We start from the raw sequence: 15,561 nt of genomic DNA, 5'->3' as shown, positions 1-15,561 counted from the left end.
GATCTCGGCGTGCGGCTGGTCGCGGCGACCGACGTCGACAACCCGTTGCTCGGCCTGCACGGCGCGACGGCGGTCTACGGGCCGCAGAAGGGTGCGGACCAGGCTGCGGTGATGTCACTCGACGCGGCGCTCGAGCGCTGGGCGGACGCCGTCGAGCCGCTGGTCGGCCAGGCGGGCCTGCGTGACCGTCCGGGCGCGGGCGCCGCGGGCGGCCTCGGTTTCGGGCTGTTCGCGCTCGGCGCGGAGCGGGAGTCGGGGGCGGACCTGGTGATGACGCACGTCGGGCTCTCGGACGCGATCGACGGCGCCGACCTGGTGGTGACCGGTGAAGGACGCTTCGACGCGACCTCGCTGCGCGGCAAGGTGGCTGCCGCAGTGGCGCAACGGGCGCAGGCGGCAGGAGTGCCCTGTGTCGTCGCTGCGGGCCAGGCGCAGGTCGGGAAGCGGGACTCGTCGGCCAACGGCTTCGACGAGGTCTGGTCGGTGGCCGACCTGGTCGGCTCCGCGGAGGCCGCGCTGGCAGCCGGCGCGGCCGGCGTACGGATGCTCGGGGCCGCGGTTGCGCGCGCCTGGAGCCGCTGACCGCGCCGGGGTTCGGCGATCTGGCGCGGGAACACTGCCGAGGTGAGCGTGGTTGCGTACCATGGGGACACCGAAGAACTCGAGGAGCGATCATCCGATGACCGTCCAGGACAGCGCCGAGACCACCACTGAGTCCGTCGTACTCACCGAGACGGCTGCCGTGAAGGTGAAGAACCTGCTCGAGCAGGAGGGCCGTGACGACCTCGCGCTGCGGATCGCGGTGCAACCGGGTGGCTGCTCGGGGCTGCGCTACCAGTTGTTCTTCGACGAGCGCACGCTCGAGGGCGACACCTTCAACGACTTCGGCGGTGTGAAGGTCGTCGTGGACCGGATGAGCGTCCCGTACCTCTCCGGCGCAACCATCGACTTCGTCGACACGATCGAGAAGCAGGGCTTCACGATCGACAACCCCAACGCCACAGGCTCGTGTGCCTGCGGCGACTCCTTCAGCTGAGCCCTCCCACCGAGGCCTCCCACCCAGCAACGCTCCGTTGCTGTGGCTTTCGCCCAGGCGATGGCCCGTTGCTGGGCAGATTCCCCAGCAATGGAGCGTTGCTGGGTTAGGTCAGGTAGTCGGCGAAGGCTGTTGCTGCCGCGTCGGGGATCGCGACCACCCATGCGCGGGCGGGCGCGGTGAGGTCGATGACCTGCTTCGTCGCTGACTTGGACACCCCGTACGCCGCGGCGGGGATCGCCCGCGCGTCAGCGATCAGGTCGGCCAGAGTGCCGGTACCCGCTTCGAGGGCGGCGTGACGGGGCGTCATGACCCGGACCGTAAGGGTGACCCGTGAGTAGCAAAAGCCTTACTGGTCGGTAGTTTGGCCCACCATGCGCATCGCCGTCAGCGGATCCATCGCCACCGACCACCTGATGACCTACGCCGGCAGGTTCGCCGAGCAGATCCTGCCTGACCAGCTGGCGTCGATCTCGGTCTCGTTCCTCGTCGACGACCTCGAGGTACGCCGCGGCGGGGTCGCGGGCAACATCTGCTTCGGATTGGGCGTCCTCGGGCTGCGCCCGGTGATCGTCGGTGCGGTCGGGGACGACTTCGCCGACTACCAGGCTTGGCTGGAGCGCCACGGCGTGGACACCGCCGGCGTCCGGGTCTCGGCGACCCGTCGTACCGGCCGGTTCGTGTGCACGACCGACCAGGACCAGAACCAGATCGCGTCGTTCTACCCCGGGGCGATGAGCGAGTCCGCCGAGATCGATCTCGGCAGCGTCGGCCCGCTGGACCTGGTCCTGATCAGCCCGAACTCGCCCGACGCGATGCTCGCCCATTCGGCGTACTGCCGTGAGCACGGCGTGCCGTTCGCCGCGGACCCGTCCCAGCAGCTCGCCTCGCTGGACGGCGCGCAGATCTCGGCGCTGCTCGACGGCGCGCAGATGCTGTTCTGCAACGCCTACGAGGCCGCGCTGCTGGAGACCAAGACCGGCATGTCGGCCGAGCAGGTGCTCGCCGCAGTCGGCACCCGGGTGACCACGCAGGGCGCCGAAGGGGTGCGCATCGAGCAGCACGGCCGCGACGAGCTGCGCGTGGCCGTGGTGCCCGCGGCGGCCATCGTCGACCCGACCGGCGTCGGGGACGCCTTCCGGGCGGGGTTTCTGGCAGGCCGCTCCTGGGAGCTCAGCTTCGAGCGCAGCGCCCAGCTGGGATCGCTGCTGGCCACCCTGTGCCTGGAAAGCGTCGGGCCGCAGGAGTACACCCTCGACGCCGCGGCTGCGCGTTCCCGGCTCGAGGCGGCGTACGGCGCAGACGCCGCCGCCGAGATCGCCGCGAAGCTGTAACCGGCCGCAACGCAAGACACGCCGCCCCCACGCGCAGCCGCGCGGAGGCGCTGCGTTAGGTTTGGCGGGTGCTCCGACGCTTCGCCCGGGTAGCCCGCGTTGCCCTGATCCCTGCTGTGATGCTGCTGGCTTCGGGATGTACCGGAGAGGCCGCCAAGTGGGAACGCGGCGGCTGGCCGCAGCCGGTCACCAAGCAGGGCCGTGACGCGCTGCACCTGTGGCAGGGCGCGCTGATCGCCTCGGCGGTCGTCGGCGGCATCGTGCTCGCGATGATCGTCGTGGCGTGCGTGGCGTTCCGCCGCCGTACGCCGGACCAGATGCCTCGCCAGGTGCGCTACAACCTGCCGATCGAGGTCATGTACACGTTCATCCCGATCGTCGTGGTGTCCGTTTTGTTCTATTTCACGGCCATCAACGAGAACAAGGAAGACAAGGTCTCGCACGCCGCCAACACCCTCCAGATGGGCGTCGTCGGGTTCCAGTGGTCCTGGCAGTTCAACTACCTCGAGGACGGCCTGTCGATCACCGGGCGACCGGGCGACCCGCCGCAGATGGTGGTCCCGACGGACACGCCGATCAACTTCTACCTGACCTCTCCCGACGTCATCCACTCGTTCTGGGTGGTCCCGTTCCTGTTCAAGCGCGACGTCATCCCGGGTCACCCCAACGAGTTCTCGGTCACCGTGACCTCGACCGGCACGTTCCAGGGCCGATGCGCCGAGTTCTGCGGTATCGACCATGACCGCATGCTGTTCACGGTCAAGGCGGTGACGCCGACGGCGTACGCCGCTTGGCTGGCGAAGGCGAAAGCCGAGGCCGCAGCGGGTACCAACGACGAGTACACGATCTACAACGGGCCGACCACCGGGCCGAAGACAGGGGGTTACCTCTCGTGACCGTCGTCGAACCCACGCGGCCCCTGGTCGAGCGGCAGCGGCCGGCGCGCGTCCACGTCGTACCCGGCAGCCGGATCGTGCGCTGGATCACCAGCACCGACCACAAGGTCATCGGCCTGCTCTACCTGTCGACGTCGTTCGTGTTCTTCCTCATCGGCGGCATCATGGCCGAGCTCATGCGGACCGAGCTCGCCCGGCCGGGCCAGCAGCTGTTCAGCGCTGAGACCTACGACCAGATGTTCACGATGCACGGCACGATCATGCTGCTGTTCTTCGCGACCCCGCTGTTCGTCGGGTTCGCCAACGTGATCATGCCGCTGCAGATCGGCGCGCCGGACGTCGCCTTCCCGCGCCTGAACATGTTCAGCTACTGGCTGTTCCTGTTCGGCGGCCTGATCATGATGTCGGGCTTCCTGACCCCCAACGGCGCCGCCGACTTCGGCTGGTTCGCCTACGCGCCGCTGTCCAACGCGCTGCACTCACCCGGACCGGGTGCTGACCTGTGGATCATGGGCCTGGCGCTGTCCGGGTTCGGCACGATCCTCGGCGGCGTCAACTTCGTCACCACGATCATCTGCCTGCGCGCGCCCGGCATGACGATGTTCCGGATGCCGATCTTCACCTGGAACATCCTGTTCACCTCGATCCTGGTGCTGGTCGCGTTCCCGGTCCTCGCCGCGGCGCTGTTCGCCCTGGAGGCCGACCGCAAGTTCGGCGCCCACGTGTTCGACTCGAACAACGGTGGCGCGGTCCTGTGGCAGCACCTGTTCTGGTTCTTCGGCCATCCCGAGGTCTACATCGTCGCGTTGCCGTTCTTCGGCATCATCTCCGAGGTCATCCCGGTTTTCAGCCGCAAGCCGCTGTTCGGCTACAAGGGCCTGGTCTTCGCGACGATCTCGATCTCCGGCCTGTCGATCACCGTCTGGGCGCACCACATGTTCGCCACCGGCGCGGTGCTGCTGCCGTTCTTCTCGCTGCTGAGCTTCCTGATCGCCGTACCGACCGGTGTGAAGTTCTTCAACTGGATCGGCACGATGTGGCGCGGCGCGATCTCCTTCGACACCGCGATGCTGTTCGCGATCGGGTTCCTGATCACGTTCCTGCTGGGCGGCCTGACCGGCGTCATGCTGGCGGCACCGCCGATCGACTTCCACGTGTCGGACTCCTACTTCGTGGTCGCCCACTTCCACTACGTGCTGTTCGGCACCGTCGTGTTCGCGATGTTCTCCGGCTTCTACTTCTGGTGGCCGAAGATGACCGGCACGATGCTCGACGAGCGGCTCGGCAAGATCCACTTCTGGACACTGTTCATCGGCTTCCATACGACCTTCCTCGTCCAGCACTGGCTGGGTGTGGAAGGCATGCCGCGCCGGTACGCCGACTACCTGCCCTCAGACGGCTGGACGACGCTGAACATGGTCTCGACCATCGGCGCCTACATCCTGGGTCTGTCGATGCTGCCGTTCATGTACAACGCCTGGCGAAGCTGGGTCGGTAAGAACGAGCGGGTGGTCGGCGACGACCCGTGGGGCTACGGCAACTCGCTGGAGTGGGCGACGTCCTGTCCGCCACCGCGGCACAACTTCACGTCGGTGCCGCGGATCCGCTCCGAGCGGCCGGCGTTCGACCTGCACTACCCGCACCTGGCGGGCTTGCAGGAACAGCATTCGCTCCCGATCGAGGTTGAGGCGTAGCGATGAAGGTCGAGGCTTACCTCTTCGGGTTCATCGCGGTCTTCCTGGCCGGCGCTGACCTCGTCTACTGGTTCACCTCCTACGACCCCACCGGCACCACGGCGCTGGCGCTCGGGGTCTGCCTCGGCGCGCTCGTGTCGACGTACATGTTCATGACCGGCCGGCGCATCGACCAGCGCTGGGAGGACATGGACGACGCCGAGATCGCCGACGGCGCGGGGGAGATGGGCTTCTTCAGCCCGTACAGCTGGGCGCCACTGTGGTGCGCCGGCTCGGCCGCCGTGATCTTCGCCGGCGTGGTCTTCGGCTGGTGGATGGTCTTCCTTGGCGCCGCGTTCGCCGTACCGGCAGTGGGCTCGATGCTGTTCGAGTACTACTCCGACGAAGCTGCCTGACGATCAGTCTCCGGCGGCTTGCCGCCAGGCGACGACGACGTCCGAGACGGCGTCGTGCCAGATCGGGTCACCGCTGGGACGCTCCACACTGTTGATCGCGATCGAGTCCGGCTCGAGGGTGCTCACCAGGTCGCAGATCAGGCTCAGCGGAATCCCGTCCGCGAGCAGCCGCATGACCGGGGAAGTCGACACGGTGGCCCCCAGCGGTGATTCGGTCGCGGTGAATGACACAAGTGTGATTTCGACGTAGATCGTCCCACACTTGAGCGTGGATGGGCATGATCAACCCGTTCGGCGTAACGGGTGTGGCGCGGGAGAATGGGCCGGTGGTCGAGGATCTGCGGGTCAATGCGCGCCTGACCATTCCCGCGGCCGAGCTGTCGTGGCGCTTCTCGCGGTCGTCCGGGCCGGGCGGGCAGTCGGTGAACACCAGCGACAGCCGCGTCGAGCTGTCCTTCGACGTGGCCACCTCGCCGTCGCTGGGCGCGACGTACCGGCGGCGCGCTCTGGACCGACTCGACGGCCGACTGGTCGACGGCGTACTCACCGTCGTGAACCAGACCGAACGCTCCCAGCTGCGCAACCGCGAGGCGGCCATGGCTCGGCTGGCCGCGTTGCTGGCCGACGCGGTGGCCCCACCACCGGCCCCGCGGCGGCCCACCAAGCCGACGAAGGCGGCCACGCAACGGCGGATCGAGGCGAAGAAGCACCGCGGCTCGACGAAGGCGCTACGCCGCCGCCCGACCGACGACTGACCCCGCCGCCCCGACCCCCTCTCCCCGGTTCGAAGTAGCACACAACCGGCCGCCAGAAGGTGCCCGAATCGGACAGTTCGGGCATTTCGGAGCGGGTTGTGTGCTACTTCGGGGAAGTGGCCGGGGAAGTGGCCGGGGTTGCGGGGGTGGTCGGCGTCGGCGTGGCGGTGATCGTCTGGGCCGGAGACGGGCTCGGTCCCGGTTGCGGCAGGTGGGTGGCGACCCAGTGCCGGTACGTCGTCGCCAGCAGCTGGGCGTAGGCGGTCGCACCTTGCGGCTTCAGGTGCAGGTCGTCGGAGTACAGCCACCCCGGGTGCTGGCCGGCGATCTTGTTCCAGTTGACGAAGACGGCCTTGCGGTAGTGAGGCACCACCCGCGCCAGCATCGAGTTGTTGGGGTTCTGCCACGAGTGGTCGTAGGGGTCCAGGTGGTCGTTGAGGACCAGGACCGCCTGCACCTCGCTCGACACCCGGCCGTCGAGGTAGGCCAGGACGCGTTCGAGCTGGTGGGGATCGATCAGGCCGTTGTTGCCGGCGTGGATGATGACGACTGGGTTGAGCTCCTGGATGCGTGCCTGCTTCATGACGTCGTCGAGGATCGGCCCCGGCTGACGGCCCACTACGGCGTCGATCGTCCCGCCGCCGAATGCGCGTGCCAGTGTCCGGCGGGCGTCGAGCATCACCGAGTCGCCGAACCCGCTGATCTTCGGCATGTGGCGGGCCGCGGGCCGCCCGTGCAGCCGCGGCCCGACCGGCGGGTTCGCCGCCGACGGGTGGTCGAGGACCAGATGGGTGCCGCCCTGCGTGGTGAGCGCCGCCGCCGGCCGCGGCGCGGGCAGCGCGATCACCAGCCCGGCGACCACGACCACCGGCATCGCGGTGATGCCGGCGAACGCGGGCCGAGGCAGCACGTTGGGCGCGAGGCGGCGCAGCCGGCCGACGAGCAAGCGCCATGCCGCCGCGAACCCGAGCCGGCGGACCGGGGTCTCGACGTACCGGTACGTCGCATCCGACAGTGCGAGGGTCAGCGCGACGCGCAGCAGCTGGTCGAGCCAGGTCGGCATCGAGGTGTCGAGGCCGGGCCGGCTCACCACGGCGATCGGCCAGTGCCAGAGGTAGATGCTGTACGAGCGGACACCGATCCAGCGCAGTGGCCGAGAGTCGAGCACCGCGCCGAGCCGGCTCGCGGTCGTCGTCACCGCCGCGACGACCACGGCCACGAGGGCGGCCACGACCAGGAAACCGCCGCGGTAGAGCGAGTGCGAGTACGGGCCGTAGCCGTGGGTGAGGACGACCACGCCGGTCAGCGCGGCGAGGCCGGCGAGCTCCGCCAGCGGTGCAGGCACGGTACGCCGCGGCACGGCGGCTGCCGCTCGGCCCACCGCCCACGCACCGAGCGCAGCGCCCAGCAGCAGGCCCATCGCGTGGGTGTCGGTGCCGTAGTAGAGCGTCGAGCCGTCGCTGCCGTAGGGCACGTTCGACCGGTCGGCGAGCAGCCAGGTCAGCCCGGTGGACGCCAGCGCGAGCGTCACCGCGACGACGGCCAGGGGCGCGACGAGCCGGTGCACCTCGGTCCGCGGATCGCGGCCCTGACGGATCAGCCGGCGGCGGCTCGCGCCGAGAGTCGCAGCGACGATCAACGGCCAGAACAGGTAGAACTGCTCCTCGACGCCGAGTGACCACAGGTGCTGCAGCATCGTGGGCCGGCCGGTCGCGACGAAGTACGGCTGGTGGGCGAAGGCAAGCCACCAGTTCGCGCTGAACAGCGCGGAGAAGACGATGCCCGGCCGCACGGTGGCGAGCTGGTCGCGCCAGATCAGCGAGCTCGCCCCGACCGCGGCCAGCACGATGGCGAGCGCGGGGAGCAGCCGCCGGGCGCGGCGCAGGTAGAACGCGGGCGCGTCGAGGCGGTGCCGTCGTACGAACTCCTCGGTGATCAGCCGGGTGATCAGGTAGCCGCTGATCACGAAGAAGATGTCCACGCCGATGTATCCGCCGGGCAGCGTCATCGGCGAGAAGTGGTAGATCACGACGGCGGCGACCGCGATGGCGCGCAGGCCGTCGAGCCCGCGCCAGTGCGCGTGAGTGTTCGTTCGCATGTGCCGATCCGCCGAGCCGTGGGGGAAGTCACGAGGAGGGTGCTTCATCATGCGTTCAGACGCTTCGCCCACGCAACCGGTTGGCTGGCAGCTCTCCAGCTACTTCCAGCGGAAATGGACGAAGACCCGTCCGAAGTTGTCGGAGTCCTTCTCGACCCGGTGGTAGAGGGCCTTGATGTCCTTGCGGTCGAGGAAGCGCAGCACGTGCTTCTTCAGCTGCCCGGAGCCCTTGCCCGGGATGATCTCGACGAGCTTGGCCTTCTTCGCGACCGCCTCGGCGATGATCCCTTCCAGCGCCCGGTCGATCTCGGTCCCGTGGTTGTAGATGTCGTGGAGGTCGAGCTTGAGCTTCACGCTTCGAGCATCGCCCATTCGGTCCGGGCTAGCGTCATCCGGTGATCGCCGGACCGACCGCTGCCGACGTGGTGGCGGCGGCGCAGCGGCTGGACGGCATCGTGCGTCGTACCGCGGTCGAGCGCAGCGACCGGCTCAGTGACCTGCTCGGCGTACCGGTCCTGCTCAAGCGTGAAGACCTCCAGCTCTGCCGCTCCTACAAGGTGCGCGGCGCGTACAACGCGATCGTGGCCCTCAGCGACGAGGAGCGCGCCCACGGCGTCGTGTGTGCCAGCGCGGGCAACCACGCGCAGGGCGTCGCGTTTGCCTGCGCCGCCCTGCAGATCAAGGGCCGGGTGTTCCTGCCGGCGAGTACGCCGAGGCAGAAGCGGCAGCGGATCGCGGCCATCGGTGGCCCGTGGGTCGAGCAGGTGATTTCCGGCAGCACGTACGACGACGCGGGCGCGACCGCGGCAGCCGAGGCGGCGAGGACCGGCGCCGTGGTGATCCACGCGTTCGGCGACCCGCTCACCATCGCCGGGCAGGGCAGCGTCGCGGTGGACCTCGCTGCCGAGATCGGATCGCCGATCGACACGGTGGTCATCCCGGTCGGAGGCGGGGGACTGATCGCCGGCATGGCGTTGTGGCTGCGTGAACACCTTCCGACGACCCGCATCGTCGGCGCCGAACCCGCAGGTGCGGCCAGCATGACCGCCGCACTGGCCGCCGGCGGCCCGGTGCCGCTGCCCGCGATGGACACCTTCGTCGACGGCGCCGCCGTGCGAGAGGTCGGCGCCGCGGCCTTCGCGATCGTGCGGGATCTGGTCGACGAGATCGTCGTCGTACCCGAAGGCGCGGTCTGCACCGAGATGCTCGACCTGTACCAGACCGAAGGGATCATCGCCGAGCCTGCCGGCGCCCTGGCGAGCGCCGCTGCGCGCCGCTACCTCGGCCACACGCCGAGCGGTCCGGTGGTGTGTGTGGTGTCCGGGGGCAACAACGACGTGAGCCGGTACGGCGAGGTCGTCGAGCGCTCACTTCTGCACGAGGGGATCCGGCACTACTTCCTCGTCACGTTCCCCCAGGAGCCGGGAGCGCTGCGCCACTTCCTCAACGACGTGCTCGCCCAGGGCGAGGACATCGTGCTGTTCGAGTACGTGAAGAAGAACAACCGGGAGACCGGGCCCGCGCTGGTCGGCATCGAGCTCGAAGACGCCGAAGACTTGCCGGCGTTGCTCGACCGGATGGACGCGAGTCCGCTCACCATCGAGCGGGTCCCGCCAGGATCGCCCCTGTTCACGTTCCTGCTCTGAGCTCCGGTTTGTGAAGCCTCTGACGTAGCGGGCTACGTCAGAGGCTTCACAAACCGAAGACGGCTCAGTCCTCGGGGTGTGGCTGGGTGTCGGGCACCGTCTCGCGGGGCTCGTCCCAGAAGGCCGCCAGCTTGCTCTGGACCTTCTCCGCGATCGCCACCGGCCGCTTGATGCCGTTCGACGCCTCGTCGACGTGACCGTTGGCGGCGTGACCGTTGCTGCCCGCCTCGATCGCGTGGTGGTCGTCGTGGCCGTGGTAGCCGATCTGCTTGGCGAGCGTCTCCGCCTTCTTCGCCGGCAGCGGCTCCTCGACCTCGATGTAGGCACCGGACGGCAGCCTACGAATGATGCCGGTCTCCACGCCGTGATGCAGCATCGCCTCGTCGTGATGCTGCAGCCCGAGACAGATCCGCTTGGTCGCCTTGAACGCGATCGGCGGCAACACGATCAACAGCACGCGCAGCACCCAGGTCGTGGCCTGCAGCGACCAATGGAAGGTGTTGGCGAGGATGTCGTTCGCGCCCGCCGCCACCAGCACCAGGTAGAAGGTCAGCGACATCACGCCGAGCGCCGTACGCACCGGTACGTCGCGCGGCCGGTCGAGCAGGTTGTGATAGCCGTGGTCCTTGGTGACCCAGGCCTCGATGTTCGGATACAACGCCAGCAGGTTGAACATGATCCCGGGGATGATCACGCCGGGGATCAGGATGTTCCAGCTGATCGTGTGATGCCAGATGTGCGTCTCCCAGTTCGGCATCATGCGCAGCGAACCCTCGAGGAACAGGATGTACCAGTCGGGCTGTGAGCCTGCCGACACCTGGCCCGCGTTGTAGGGGCCGTACAGCCACACCGGGTTGATCTGGGCGAACGCCGCGAGGGCGGTGATCATGCCGAAGACCATGAAGAAGAAGCCGTTGGTCTTCAGGAAGAAGCCCGGGTAGAACTTCGTGCCGATCACGTTGTCTTCGGTCTTGCCCGGCCCCGGGAAGTCGGTGTGCTTCTGGTGCCAGAGGATCATCATGTGCGCGCTGATCAGAGCGAGCAGGATGCCCGGGATCAGCAGGACGTGGATGATGAACAACCGCGAGATGATGTCCGTGCCCGGGTACTTCGCGCCGAACAGGAAGTAGCAGACGTACGTTCCGACGACCGGGATCGACTCCGCTACCGAGTACGCGATGCGAAGGCCGGTGCCGGACAGCAGGTCGTCGGGCAGTGAGTAGCCGCAGAAGCCCTCGAGGATGCCGAGGATCATCAGGATCGTGCCGATGTGCCAGTTGATCGTGCGCGGCTTCTTGTAGGCACCGGTGAAGAACACCCGGAACATGTGCACGACGATCGAGGTCACGAACAGCAGCGCCGCCCAGTGGTGGATCTGCCGCATCAGCAGACCGCCGCGGACGTCGAAGGAGATGTGCAGCGTCGAGGCGTAGGCCTCCGTCATCTGTACGCCGCGCAGCGGCTGGTAGCTGCCGTTGTAGACGACGTTCTGCTGGCTGGCGTGGAAGAACAACGTCAGGTAGACGCCGGACAGCAGCAGGATGACGAAGCTGTAGAGGGCGATCTCGCCCAACATGAACGACCAGTGGTCCGGAAAGACCTTGTCCATGCTGCGCTTGAGGAAGTTGGCAGACCCGAAGTGGTCGTCGGCGTACTTCAGCGCCCCGCGAGTCGCCTTCTCCGCCGGCCCCTGGTTCTCCGGGCGGGTCGGCTCAGGGGTGGCGTCGTCACGCTTCTTGGTCGTCATTATCGGCGCTCCCAGAAGCTCGGCCCGACCGCTTGTGAGTAGTTGCCCTCGGCGATGAAGTACCCCTCGGCGTCGACGGTGATCTTCAGCTGCGGCAACGGGCGTGCGGCCGGGCCGAAGATCACCTTCGCGTCACGCGACATGTCGAAGGTCGACTGGTGGCAGGGGCAGAGCAGATGGTGGGTCTGCTGCTCGTAGAGGCTGATCGGGCAACCGGCGTGCGTGCAGATCTTCGAGTACGCCACGTGGCCTTCGTAGCCCCAGTCGGCTTCCTTCTGCGACAGGATCTCGTGCGGCCCGAAGCGGATCAGCATCGTGGGCGCCAGTGCGAAGTCGTCGACGTCGGTGAACCCCTCCGGCATGACCGTCTGGATGCCGCCGATCTCGAGCGAGCCGAGCTTGACCGGGAGCTTCGTGTCGAGGTCGACGAGGCGCTTGCCCTTCGCCCAGCCGGTCACGAGCAGGCTGTCGCCGGGCAGCGGACCGAGGTCGCGCAGCATGACGACCAGCGGCAGCGGGAACAGCGCGAGCGCCCCGAGCAACGTACGCCGCAGGAGCTTGAAGCGACCCAGCCCCATGTCGTCGACGCCGGCGAGGAACGTGTTCTCCGCTTCGATCTCCTCCGCCTCGGGGGAGAAGAAGTCGTGACGGTCCTGAACCACCTTGTCGTGCGGCAGCAGCTTCTTGGCCCACACGATGAAACCGCCGCCGACCGCGAACAGCGCGAGCGCGAGCGAGCCGCCGAGCGCGTAGTTGCTGTACTGGCCGAGCTGGTCGTGGATCGAGATCGAGAAGTAGGAAACGATGAAGAAGATCAGCATCGCGATGCCGACGAGGAACAGCAGCGAGACCTGAATCTCGGCGAACCGCTCCTCGCGCGGGTCCTCCACGGCGTGCTGCTCGGTCACTGCCAGATCCGAGGTGCGCTCGCCGATGTTCGACGGGTTGTCCTCCGCCGGTCGCCGGCCTACCCGCTTGCGGGGTGGAGTGCCGTTGGTTTCGTCACTCATACGTCCGCCACCCCACCCGCCACCCAGGTGCGGAGTTCGCTTCGCTCACTCATGCTTTGCTGCCGATCCACATCGTGATGATGACCAACCCGCCGATCCCGACGAGCCAGGCGACTGCAGTCTCGGTGACCGGACCGACCCGGCCGAGGCCGGCGCCGCCGGGGTTCGGCTCGGCCTTGATCGTCTTGATGTAGTCGATGATCGCCAGCTTCTGCGACGGAGTGATCTCCTGGTCACCGAAGACCGGCATGTTCTCCGGGCCGGTGATCATCGCCTCGTAGATCTGCTTCGGCGTGGCGTCGGACAGCGTCGGCGCGTACTTGCCGTAGGTCAGGTCACCGCCCGATCCCGCGAAGTTGTGGCACTGCGCGCAGTTGGTCCGGAACAGCGCCCCGCCGTAGGCGACGTCCGCGCTCTGGTAGTCCAGGTCCGTCGGCTCCGCCGGACCGGCGCCGAGACTGGCGATGTAGGCCGCGATGTCCTGGATGTCCGCTTCGGTGAAGCGGGGGTCGACCTTCTTGCGCGGCGCCTCGGGTCCGTGCTGCTGAAGCGGCATGCGGCCGGTGCCCATCTGGAAGTCGACCGCGGCTGCGCCGGCACCGATCAGGCTCGGCGCGCGCTCGCCGCCTTCGGCGTTGAGCCCGTGGCAGGACGCGCAGCCCTGCAGGAACAGCGCCCGGCCCTGCTGGATGGCCGGGTCGTCGTTGGAGGCCGACGAGGCGGCCGGCGCGAATCCGGCGTACAGCGTGCCGATCGTGCCGAGCGAGGCGACGAGGATGCCGAGCGAGGCGATCCGGCGCTTGCGCGAGCGGCGAGGCCGAGTGGCGGCCACCGGCTCCGGGTTCTCGGCTGGGGTCACGGGCTCCACTTTCGTCACTTGATCAGGTAGATGATCGTGAACAGACCGATCCAGACGATGTCGACGAAGTGCCAGTAGTACGACACGACGATCGCGGCAGTCGCCTGCGCGTGGTTGAACTTCCCGTACGTGGTGCGCAGCATCAGCAGCACGAACGCGATGAGGCCGCCGAGGACGTGCAGTCCGTGGAAGCCGGTCGTCAGGTAGTAGACCGACCCGTATCCGCTGGTCGCGAGCGAGAAGTCGTTGTGTACGAAGTACTCGAACGACTGGCCGCCGATGAACACCGCGCCCATGAAGAACGTCACCATGAACCAGAAGCGCAGCTTCTCGACGTCGCCGCGTTCGGCCGCGAACACACCGAGCTGGCAGGTCACACTCGACAGCACCAGGATGATCGTGAACGGCGCGGCCGTCTTGAGGTCGAGTACGACGCCCTTGGCCGGCCAGTTGGGCTCGTTGACCGCCCGGATCGTGAAGTACATCGCGAACAGCGCCGCGAAGAACATCAGCTCCGAGGACAGCCAGACGATGACGCCGACGCTGAGCAGGTTGGGACGGTTGAGCGCGCCGTGCGGGCGCTGCTCGACCGCGCTTGCGGTGGCCACGCCGTGATTCTTGCAGCCCCGGTTACCGGTCCATGCACGACCCCCCACGGCGAGTCACCGGCGAATCCGGACCGGGCGGGTCGCCGCGGCACCGGCACGAATCCGCTGGCCGGGGCGCTCTAGGATTCGGGCCATGGAGCATGCCCCCGCCGAGCCGCGTCGCCTCACCGTGCTCGTGTACGCGAGCAACCCGCAGACGACCGATCGGGTGGTCCGGGCGCTCGGCGAGCACCCCTCGCCCGAGGTGGCGATCGACGTCGTCGCCGTTGCCACCGACCGCGAGACGATGGCAAGGCTCGATGCGGGCGGGATCGATCTGGCGATCCTCGACGGTGAGGCGGCCCCGAGCGGCGGCATGGGAGTTGCCCGCCAGATCAAGGACGAGATCGACGCGCCGCCGCCGGTGGTGCTCCTGGTGGCGCGCCGCGACGACGCGTGGCTGGCGAGCTGGTCGCGGGCCGAGGCCGTCGTACCGCTGCCGGTTGACCCGGTCACGCTCGCCGGAGCGGTCAACTCACTGATCGAGGGCCTGCCGGACCTCGCGCCCGCGCACTGACGTGTCCGGCCAGAGCTGGCCGAACCTGCTGTCGAGGCTGTTGGCGGGGGAGTCGCTGAGCGCACCGGACACGGCGTGGGCGATGTCGGAGGTCATGGCCGGGGCGGCCACCTCTGCGCAGATTGCCGCGTTCGCGGTCGCGCTGCGGGCCAAGCACGAGACGGCGGACGAGATCACCGGGCTGGTGTCGGGGATGCTCGACCACGCCGAGCTCCTCGACGTGCCCGGCCGGGTCGTCGACACCTGTGGCACGGGCGGGGACCGGGCCGCGACGGTCAACATCTCGACGCTGGCCGCGCTCGTCGTACGGGGCGCCGGCGCCACCGTGGTGAAGCACGGCAACCGGGCGGCGTCCTCGGCGTGCGGCTCGGCCGACCTGCTCGAAGAACTCGGCGTGGTGATCGATCTGCCGCCGGCAGGTGTGGCGGCGTGCGTCGCCGAGGCGAACATCGCGTTCTGCTTCGCCCGGGTGTTCCACCCGGCGCTTCGCCACGCGGGTGACGCCCGTGCCGAGATCGGCGTACCGACCTTCTTCAACATCCTCGGTCCGTTGGCCAACCCGGCCCGGCCCGCGGCGCAGGCGGTCGGGGTCGCCCACGGGCCGCTCGCGGCGGTGATGGCGGGTGTGCTGGCCGACCGGGGCGCCGACGCGCTGGTGTTCCGCGGCGACGACGGGCTCGACGAGCTGTCGGTGAGCGCGCCGTCACGGGTGTGGGTCGTTGCCGGCGGTCAGGTGCGTGACGACACGCTGGACCCGGCGGCGCTCGGGATCGCGCCGGCCCCGCCGGAGGCGCTTCGAGGCGGCGACGCGGCGCTCAACGCCGCGATCAGCCGGCGGTTCCTCGACGGCGAGCCGGGCGCGGTGCGTGACGCGGTGCTGCTCAACGCCGCCGCGGGCCTGGTGGCCTACGACGGACCGACCGCGGC

At 68.6% G+C, this 15,561-nt stretch carries 18 protein-coding genes; 10 read left to right on the top strand and 8 right to left on the bottom strand.

What is annotated here, in order from left to right:
- A partial coding sequence (locus VG899_13940) for a glycerate kinase (GenBank protein HWA67457.1) occupies window positions 1–582 on the top strand: 582 nt, incomplete at its 5' end.
- Window positions 583–679: 97 nt separating this feature from the next.
- Window positions 680–1,036: an iron-sulfur cluster insertion protein ErpA gene (gene erpA / locus VG899_13935; GenBank protein HWA67456.1), complete on the top strand. Its 357-nt coding sequence runs from the start codon at window positions 680–682 to the stop codon at window positions 1,034–1,036.
- Window positions 1,037–1,142: 106 nt separating this feature from the next.
- On the opposite strand, the gene VG899_13930 is transcribed toward erpA, so the two are convergent.
- On the bottom strand, window positions 1,143–1,346 hold the full coding sequence (locus tag VG899_13930) for a hypothetical protein (GenBank protein ID HWA67455.1): 204 nt from the start codon (window positions 1,344–1,346) through the stop codon (window positions 1,143–1,145).
- Window positions 1,347–1,410: 64 nt separating this feature from the next.
- Here VG899_13930 and VG899_13925 point away from each other — a divergent pair, with 64 nt between their 5' ends.
- The 4 genes from VG899_13925 to VG899_13910 all read left to right on the top strand — a co-directional run bounded on the left by VG899_13925 (window position 1,411) and on the right by VG899_13910 (window position 5,355).
- Complete coding sequence (locus VG899_13925; protein ID HWA67454.1) at window positions 1,411–2,370, top strand: carbohydrate kinase family protein; 960 nt, start codon at window positions 1,411–1,413, stop codon at window positions 2,368–2,370.
- A gap of 68 nt (window positions 2,371–2,438) precedes the next feature.
- Window positions 2,439–3,266, top strand: a complete 828-nt coding sequence (gene coxB, locus VG899_13920) for a cytochrome c oxidase subunit II (protein HWA67453.1) — start codon at window positions 2,439–2,441, stop codon at window positions 3,264–3,266.
- Between the two features lie 23 nt (window positions 3,267–3,289).
- Entirely contained in the window at window positions 3,290–4,960 is a 1,671-nt protein-coding gene (gene ctaD, locus VG899_13915; protein ID HWA67452.1) for a cytochrome c oxidase subunit I, read from the top strand.
- 2 nt (window positions 4,961–4,962) lie between these two features.
- Window positions 4,963–5,355 (top strand): cytochrome c oxidase subunit 4, encoded by a 393-nt coding sequence (locus VG899_13910; GenBank protein HWA67451.1) that lies wholly within the window; start codon window positions 4,963–4,965, stop codon window positions 5,353–5,355.
- 3 nt (window positions 5,356–5,358) lie between these two features.
- Here VG899_13910 and VG899_13905 read toward each other — a convergent pair whose 3' ends face one another.
- Window positions 5,359–5,547, bottom strand: coding sequence for a hypothetical protein (locus VG899_13905; GenBank protein HWA67450.1), 189 nt, complete (start codon window positions 5,545–5,547; stop codon window positions 5,359–5,361).
- A gap of 86 nt (window positions 5,548–5,633) precedes the next feature.
- On the opposite strand from VG899_13905, the gene arfB reads away from it, so the two are divergent.
- The gene (gene arfB, locus VG899_13900; GenBank protein HWA67449.1) at window positions 5,634–6,110 is read left to right on the top strand and encodes an alternative ribosome rescue aminoacyl-tRNA hydrolase ArfB; all 477 of its coding nucleotides are present in this window, start codon (window positions 5,634–5,636) and stop codon (window positions 6,108–6,110) included.
- Window positions 6,111–6,213: 103 nt separating this feature from the next.
- Here the strand turns inward: arfB and VG899_13895 are convergent, their stop codons facing one another.
- Both VG899_13895 and VG899_13890 read right to left on the bottom strand, forming a co-directional pair.
- Window positions 6,214–8,208: an acyltransferase family protein gene (locus tag VG899_13895; GenBank protein HWA67448.1), complete on the bottom strand. Its 1,995-nt coding sequence runs from the start codon at window positions 8,206–8,208 to the stop codon at window positions 6,214–6,216.
- Window positions 8,209–8,307: 99 nt separating this feature from the next.
- Window positions 8,308–8,562, bottom strand: a complete 255-nt coding sequence (locus VG899_13890; GenBank protein HWA67447.1) for a Smr/MutS family protein — start codon at window positions 8,560–8,562, stop codon at window positions 8,308–8,310.
- 41 nt (window positions 8,563–8,603) lie between these two features.
- Here VG899_13890 and ilvA point away from each other — a divergent pair, with 41 nt between their 5' ends.
- Window positions 8,604–9,854 (top strand): threonine ammonia-lyase IlvA, encoded by a 1,251-nt coding sequence (ilvA, locus tag VG899_13885; GenBank protein ID HWA67446.1) that lies wholly within the window; start codon window positions 8,604–8,606, stop codon window positions 9,852–9,854.
- Between the two features lie 64 nt (window positions 9,855–9,918).
- Here the strand turns inward: ilvA and VG899_13880 are convergent, their stop codons facing one another.
- From VG899_13880 to VG899_13865, 4 genes are read right to left on the bottom strand one after another with little or no spacing between them, the layout of a single operon-like run.
- On the bottom strand, window positions 9,919–11,601 hold the full coding sequence (locus tag VG899_13880; protein ID HWA67445.1) for a ubiquinol-cytochrome c reductase cytochrome b subunit: 1,683 nt from the start codon (window positions 11,599–11,601) through the stop codon (window positions 9,919–9,921).
- Entirely contained in the window at window positions 11,601–12,611 is a 1,011-nt protein-coding gene (locus tag VG899_13875; protein HWA67444.1) for a Rieske 2Fe-2S domain-containing protein, read from the bottom strand. The genes VG899_13880 and VG899_13875 overlap by 1 nt, the downstream gene beginning before the upstream one ends.
- 49 nt (window positions 12,612–12,660) lie before the next feature.
- The gene (locus tag VG899_13870) at window positions 12,661–13,470 is read right to left on the bottom strand and encodes a c-type cytochrome (GenBank protein ID HWA67443.1); all 810 of its coding nucleotides are present in this window, start codon (window positions 13,468–13,470) and stop codon (window positions 12,661–12,663) included.
- A gap of 14 nt (window positions 13,471–13,484) precedes the next feature.
- Window positions 13,485–14,078 carry a heme-copper oxidase subunit III gene (locus VG899_13865; protein HWA67442.1) on the bottom strand — a complete coding sequence of 198 codons (594 nt, stop codon included), beginning with the start codon at window positions 14,076–14,078 and terminating at the stop codon, window positions 13,485–13,487.
- A 133-nt stretch (window positions 14,079–14,211) separates the two neighbouring features.
- On the opposite strand from VG899_13865, the gene VG899_13860 reads away from it, so the two are divergent.
- Window positions 14,212–14,634 carry a hypothetical protein gene (locus VG899_13860; GenBank protein ID HWA67441.1) on the top strand — a complete coding sequence of 141 codons (423 nt, stop codon included), beginning with the start codon at window positions 14,212–14,214 and terminating at the stop codon, window positions 14,632–14,634.
- 1 nt (window position 14,635) lies between these two features.
- On the top strand, window positions 14,636–15,561 hold a 926-nt coding region (gene trpD, locus VG899_13855), incomplete at its 3' end, for an anthranilate phosphoribosyltransferase (GenBank protein HWA67440.1).

The organism is Mycobacteriales bacterium (assembly GCA_035550055.1).
Lineage (GTDB): Bacteria > Actinomycetota > Actinomycetes > JAFAQI01 > JAFAQI01 > DASZTV01.
Note: the sequence above shows the minus strand (reverse complement) of the source record. Positions and strands in the feature narration are given on the sequence as shown.

Bases quoted from the DNA above. Each gene is read 5' to 3' on its own strand.
- erpA (HWA67456.1), top strand. From the start codon at position 680: ATGACCGTCCAGGACAGCGCCGAGACCACCACTGAGTCCGTCGTACTC.
- VG899_13930 (HWA67455.1), bottom strand. From the start codon at position 1,346: ATGACGCCCCGTCACGCCGCCCTCGAAGCGGGTACCGGCACTCTGGCC.
- VG899_13925 (HWA67454.1), top strand. From the start codon at position 1,411: ATGCGCATCGCCGTCAGCGGATCCATCGCCACCGACCACCTGATGACC.
- VG899_13910 (HWA67451.1), top strand. From the start codon at position 4,963: ATGAAGGTCGAGGCTTACCTCTTCGGGTTCATCGCGGTCTTCCTGGCC.
- arfB (HWA67449.1), top strand. From the start codon at position 5,634: ATGATCAACCCGTTCGGCGTAACGGGTGTGGCGCGGGAGAATGGGCCG.
- VG899_13895 (HWA67448.1), bottom strand. From the start codon at position 8,208: ATGCGAACGAACACTCACGCGCACTGGCGCGGGCTCGACGGCCTGCGC.
- VG899_13880 (HWA67445.1), bottom strand. From the start codon at position 11,601: ATGACGACCAAGAAGCGTGACGACGCCACCCCTGAGCCGACCCGCCCG.
- VG899_13875 (HWA67444.1), bottom strand. From the start codon at position 12,611: ATGAGTGACGAAACCAACGGCACTCCACCCCGCAAGCGGGTAGGCCGG.
- VG899_13860 (HWA67441.1), top strand. From the start codon at position 14,212: ATGGAGCATGCCCCCGCCGAGCCGCGTCGCCTCACCGTGCTCGTGTAC.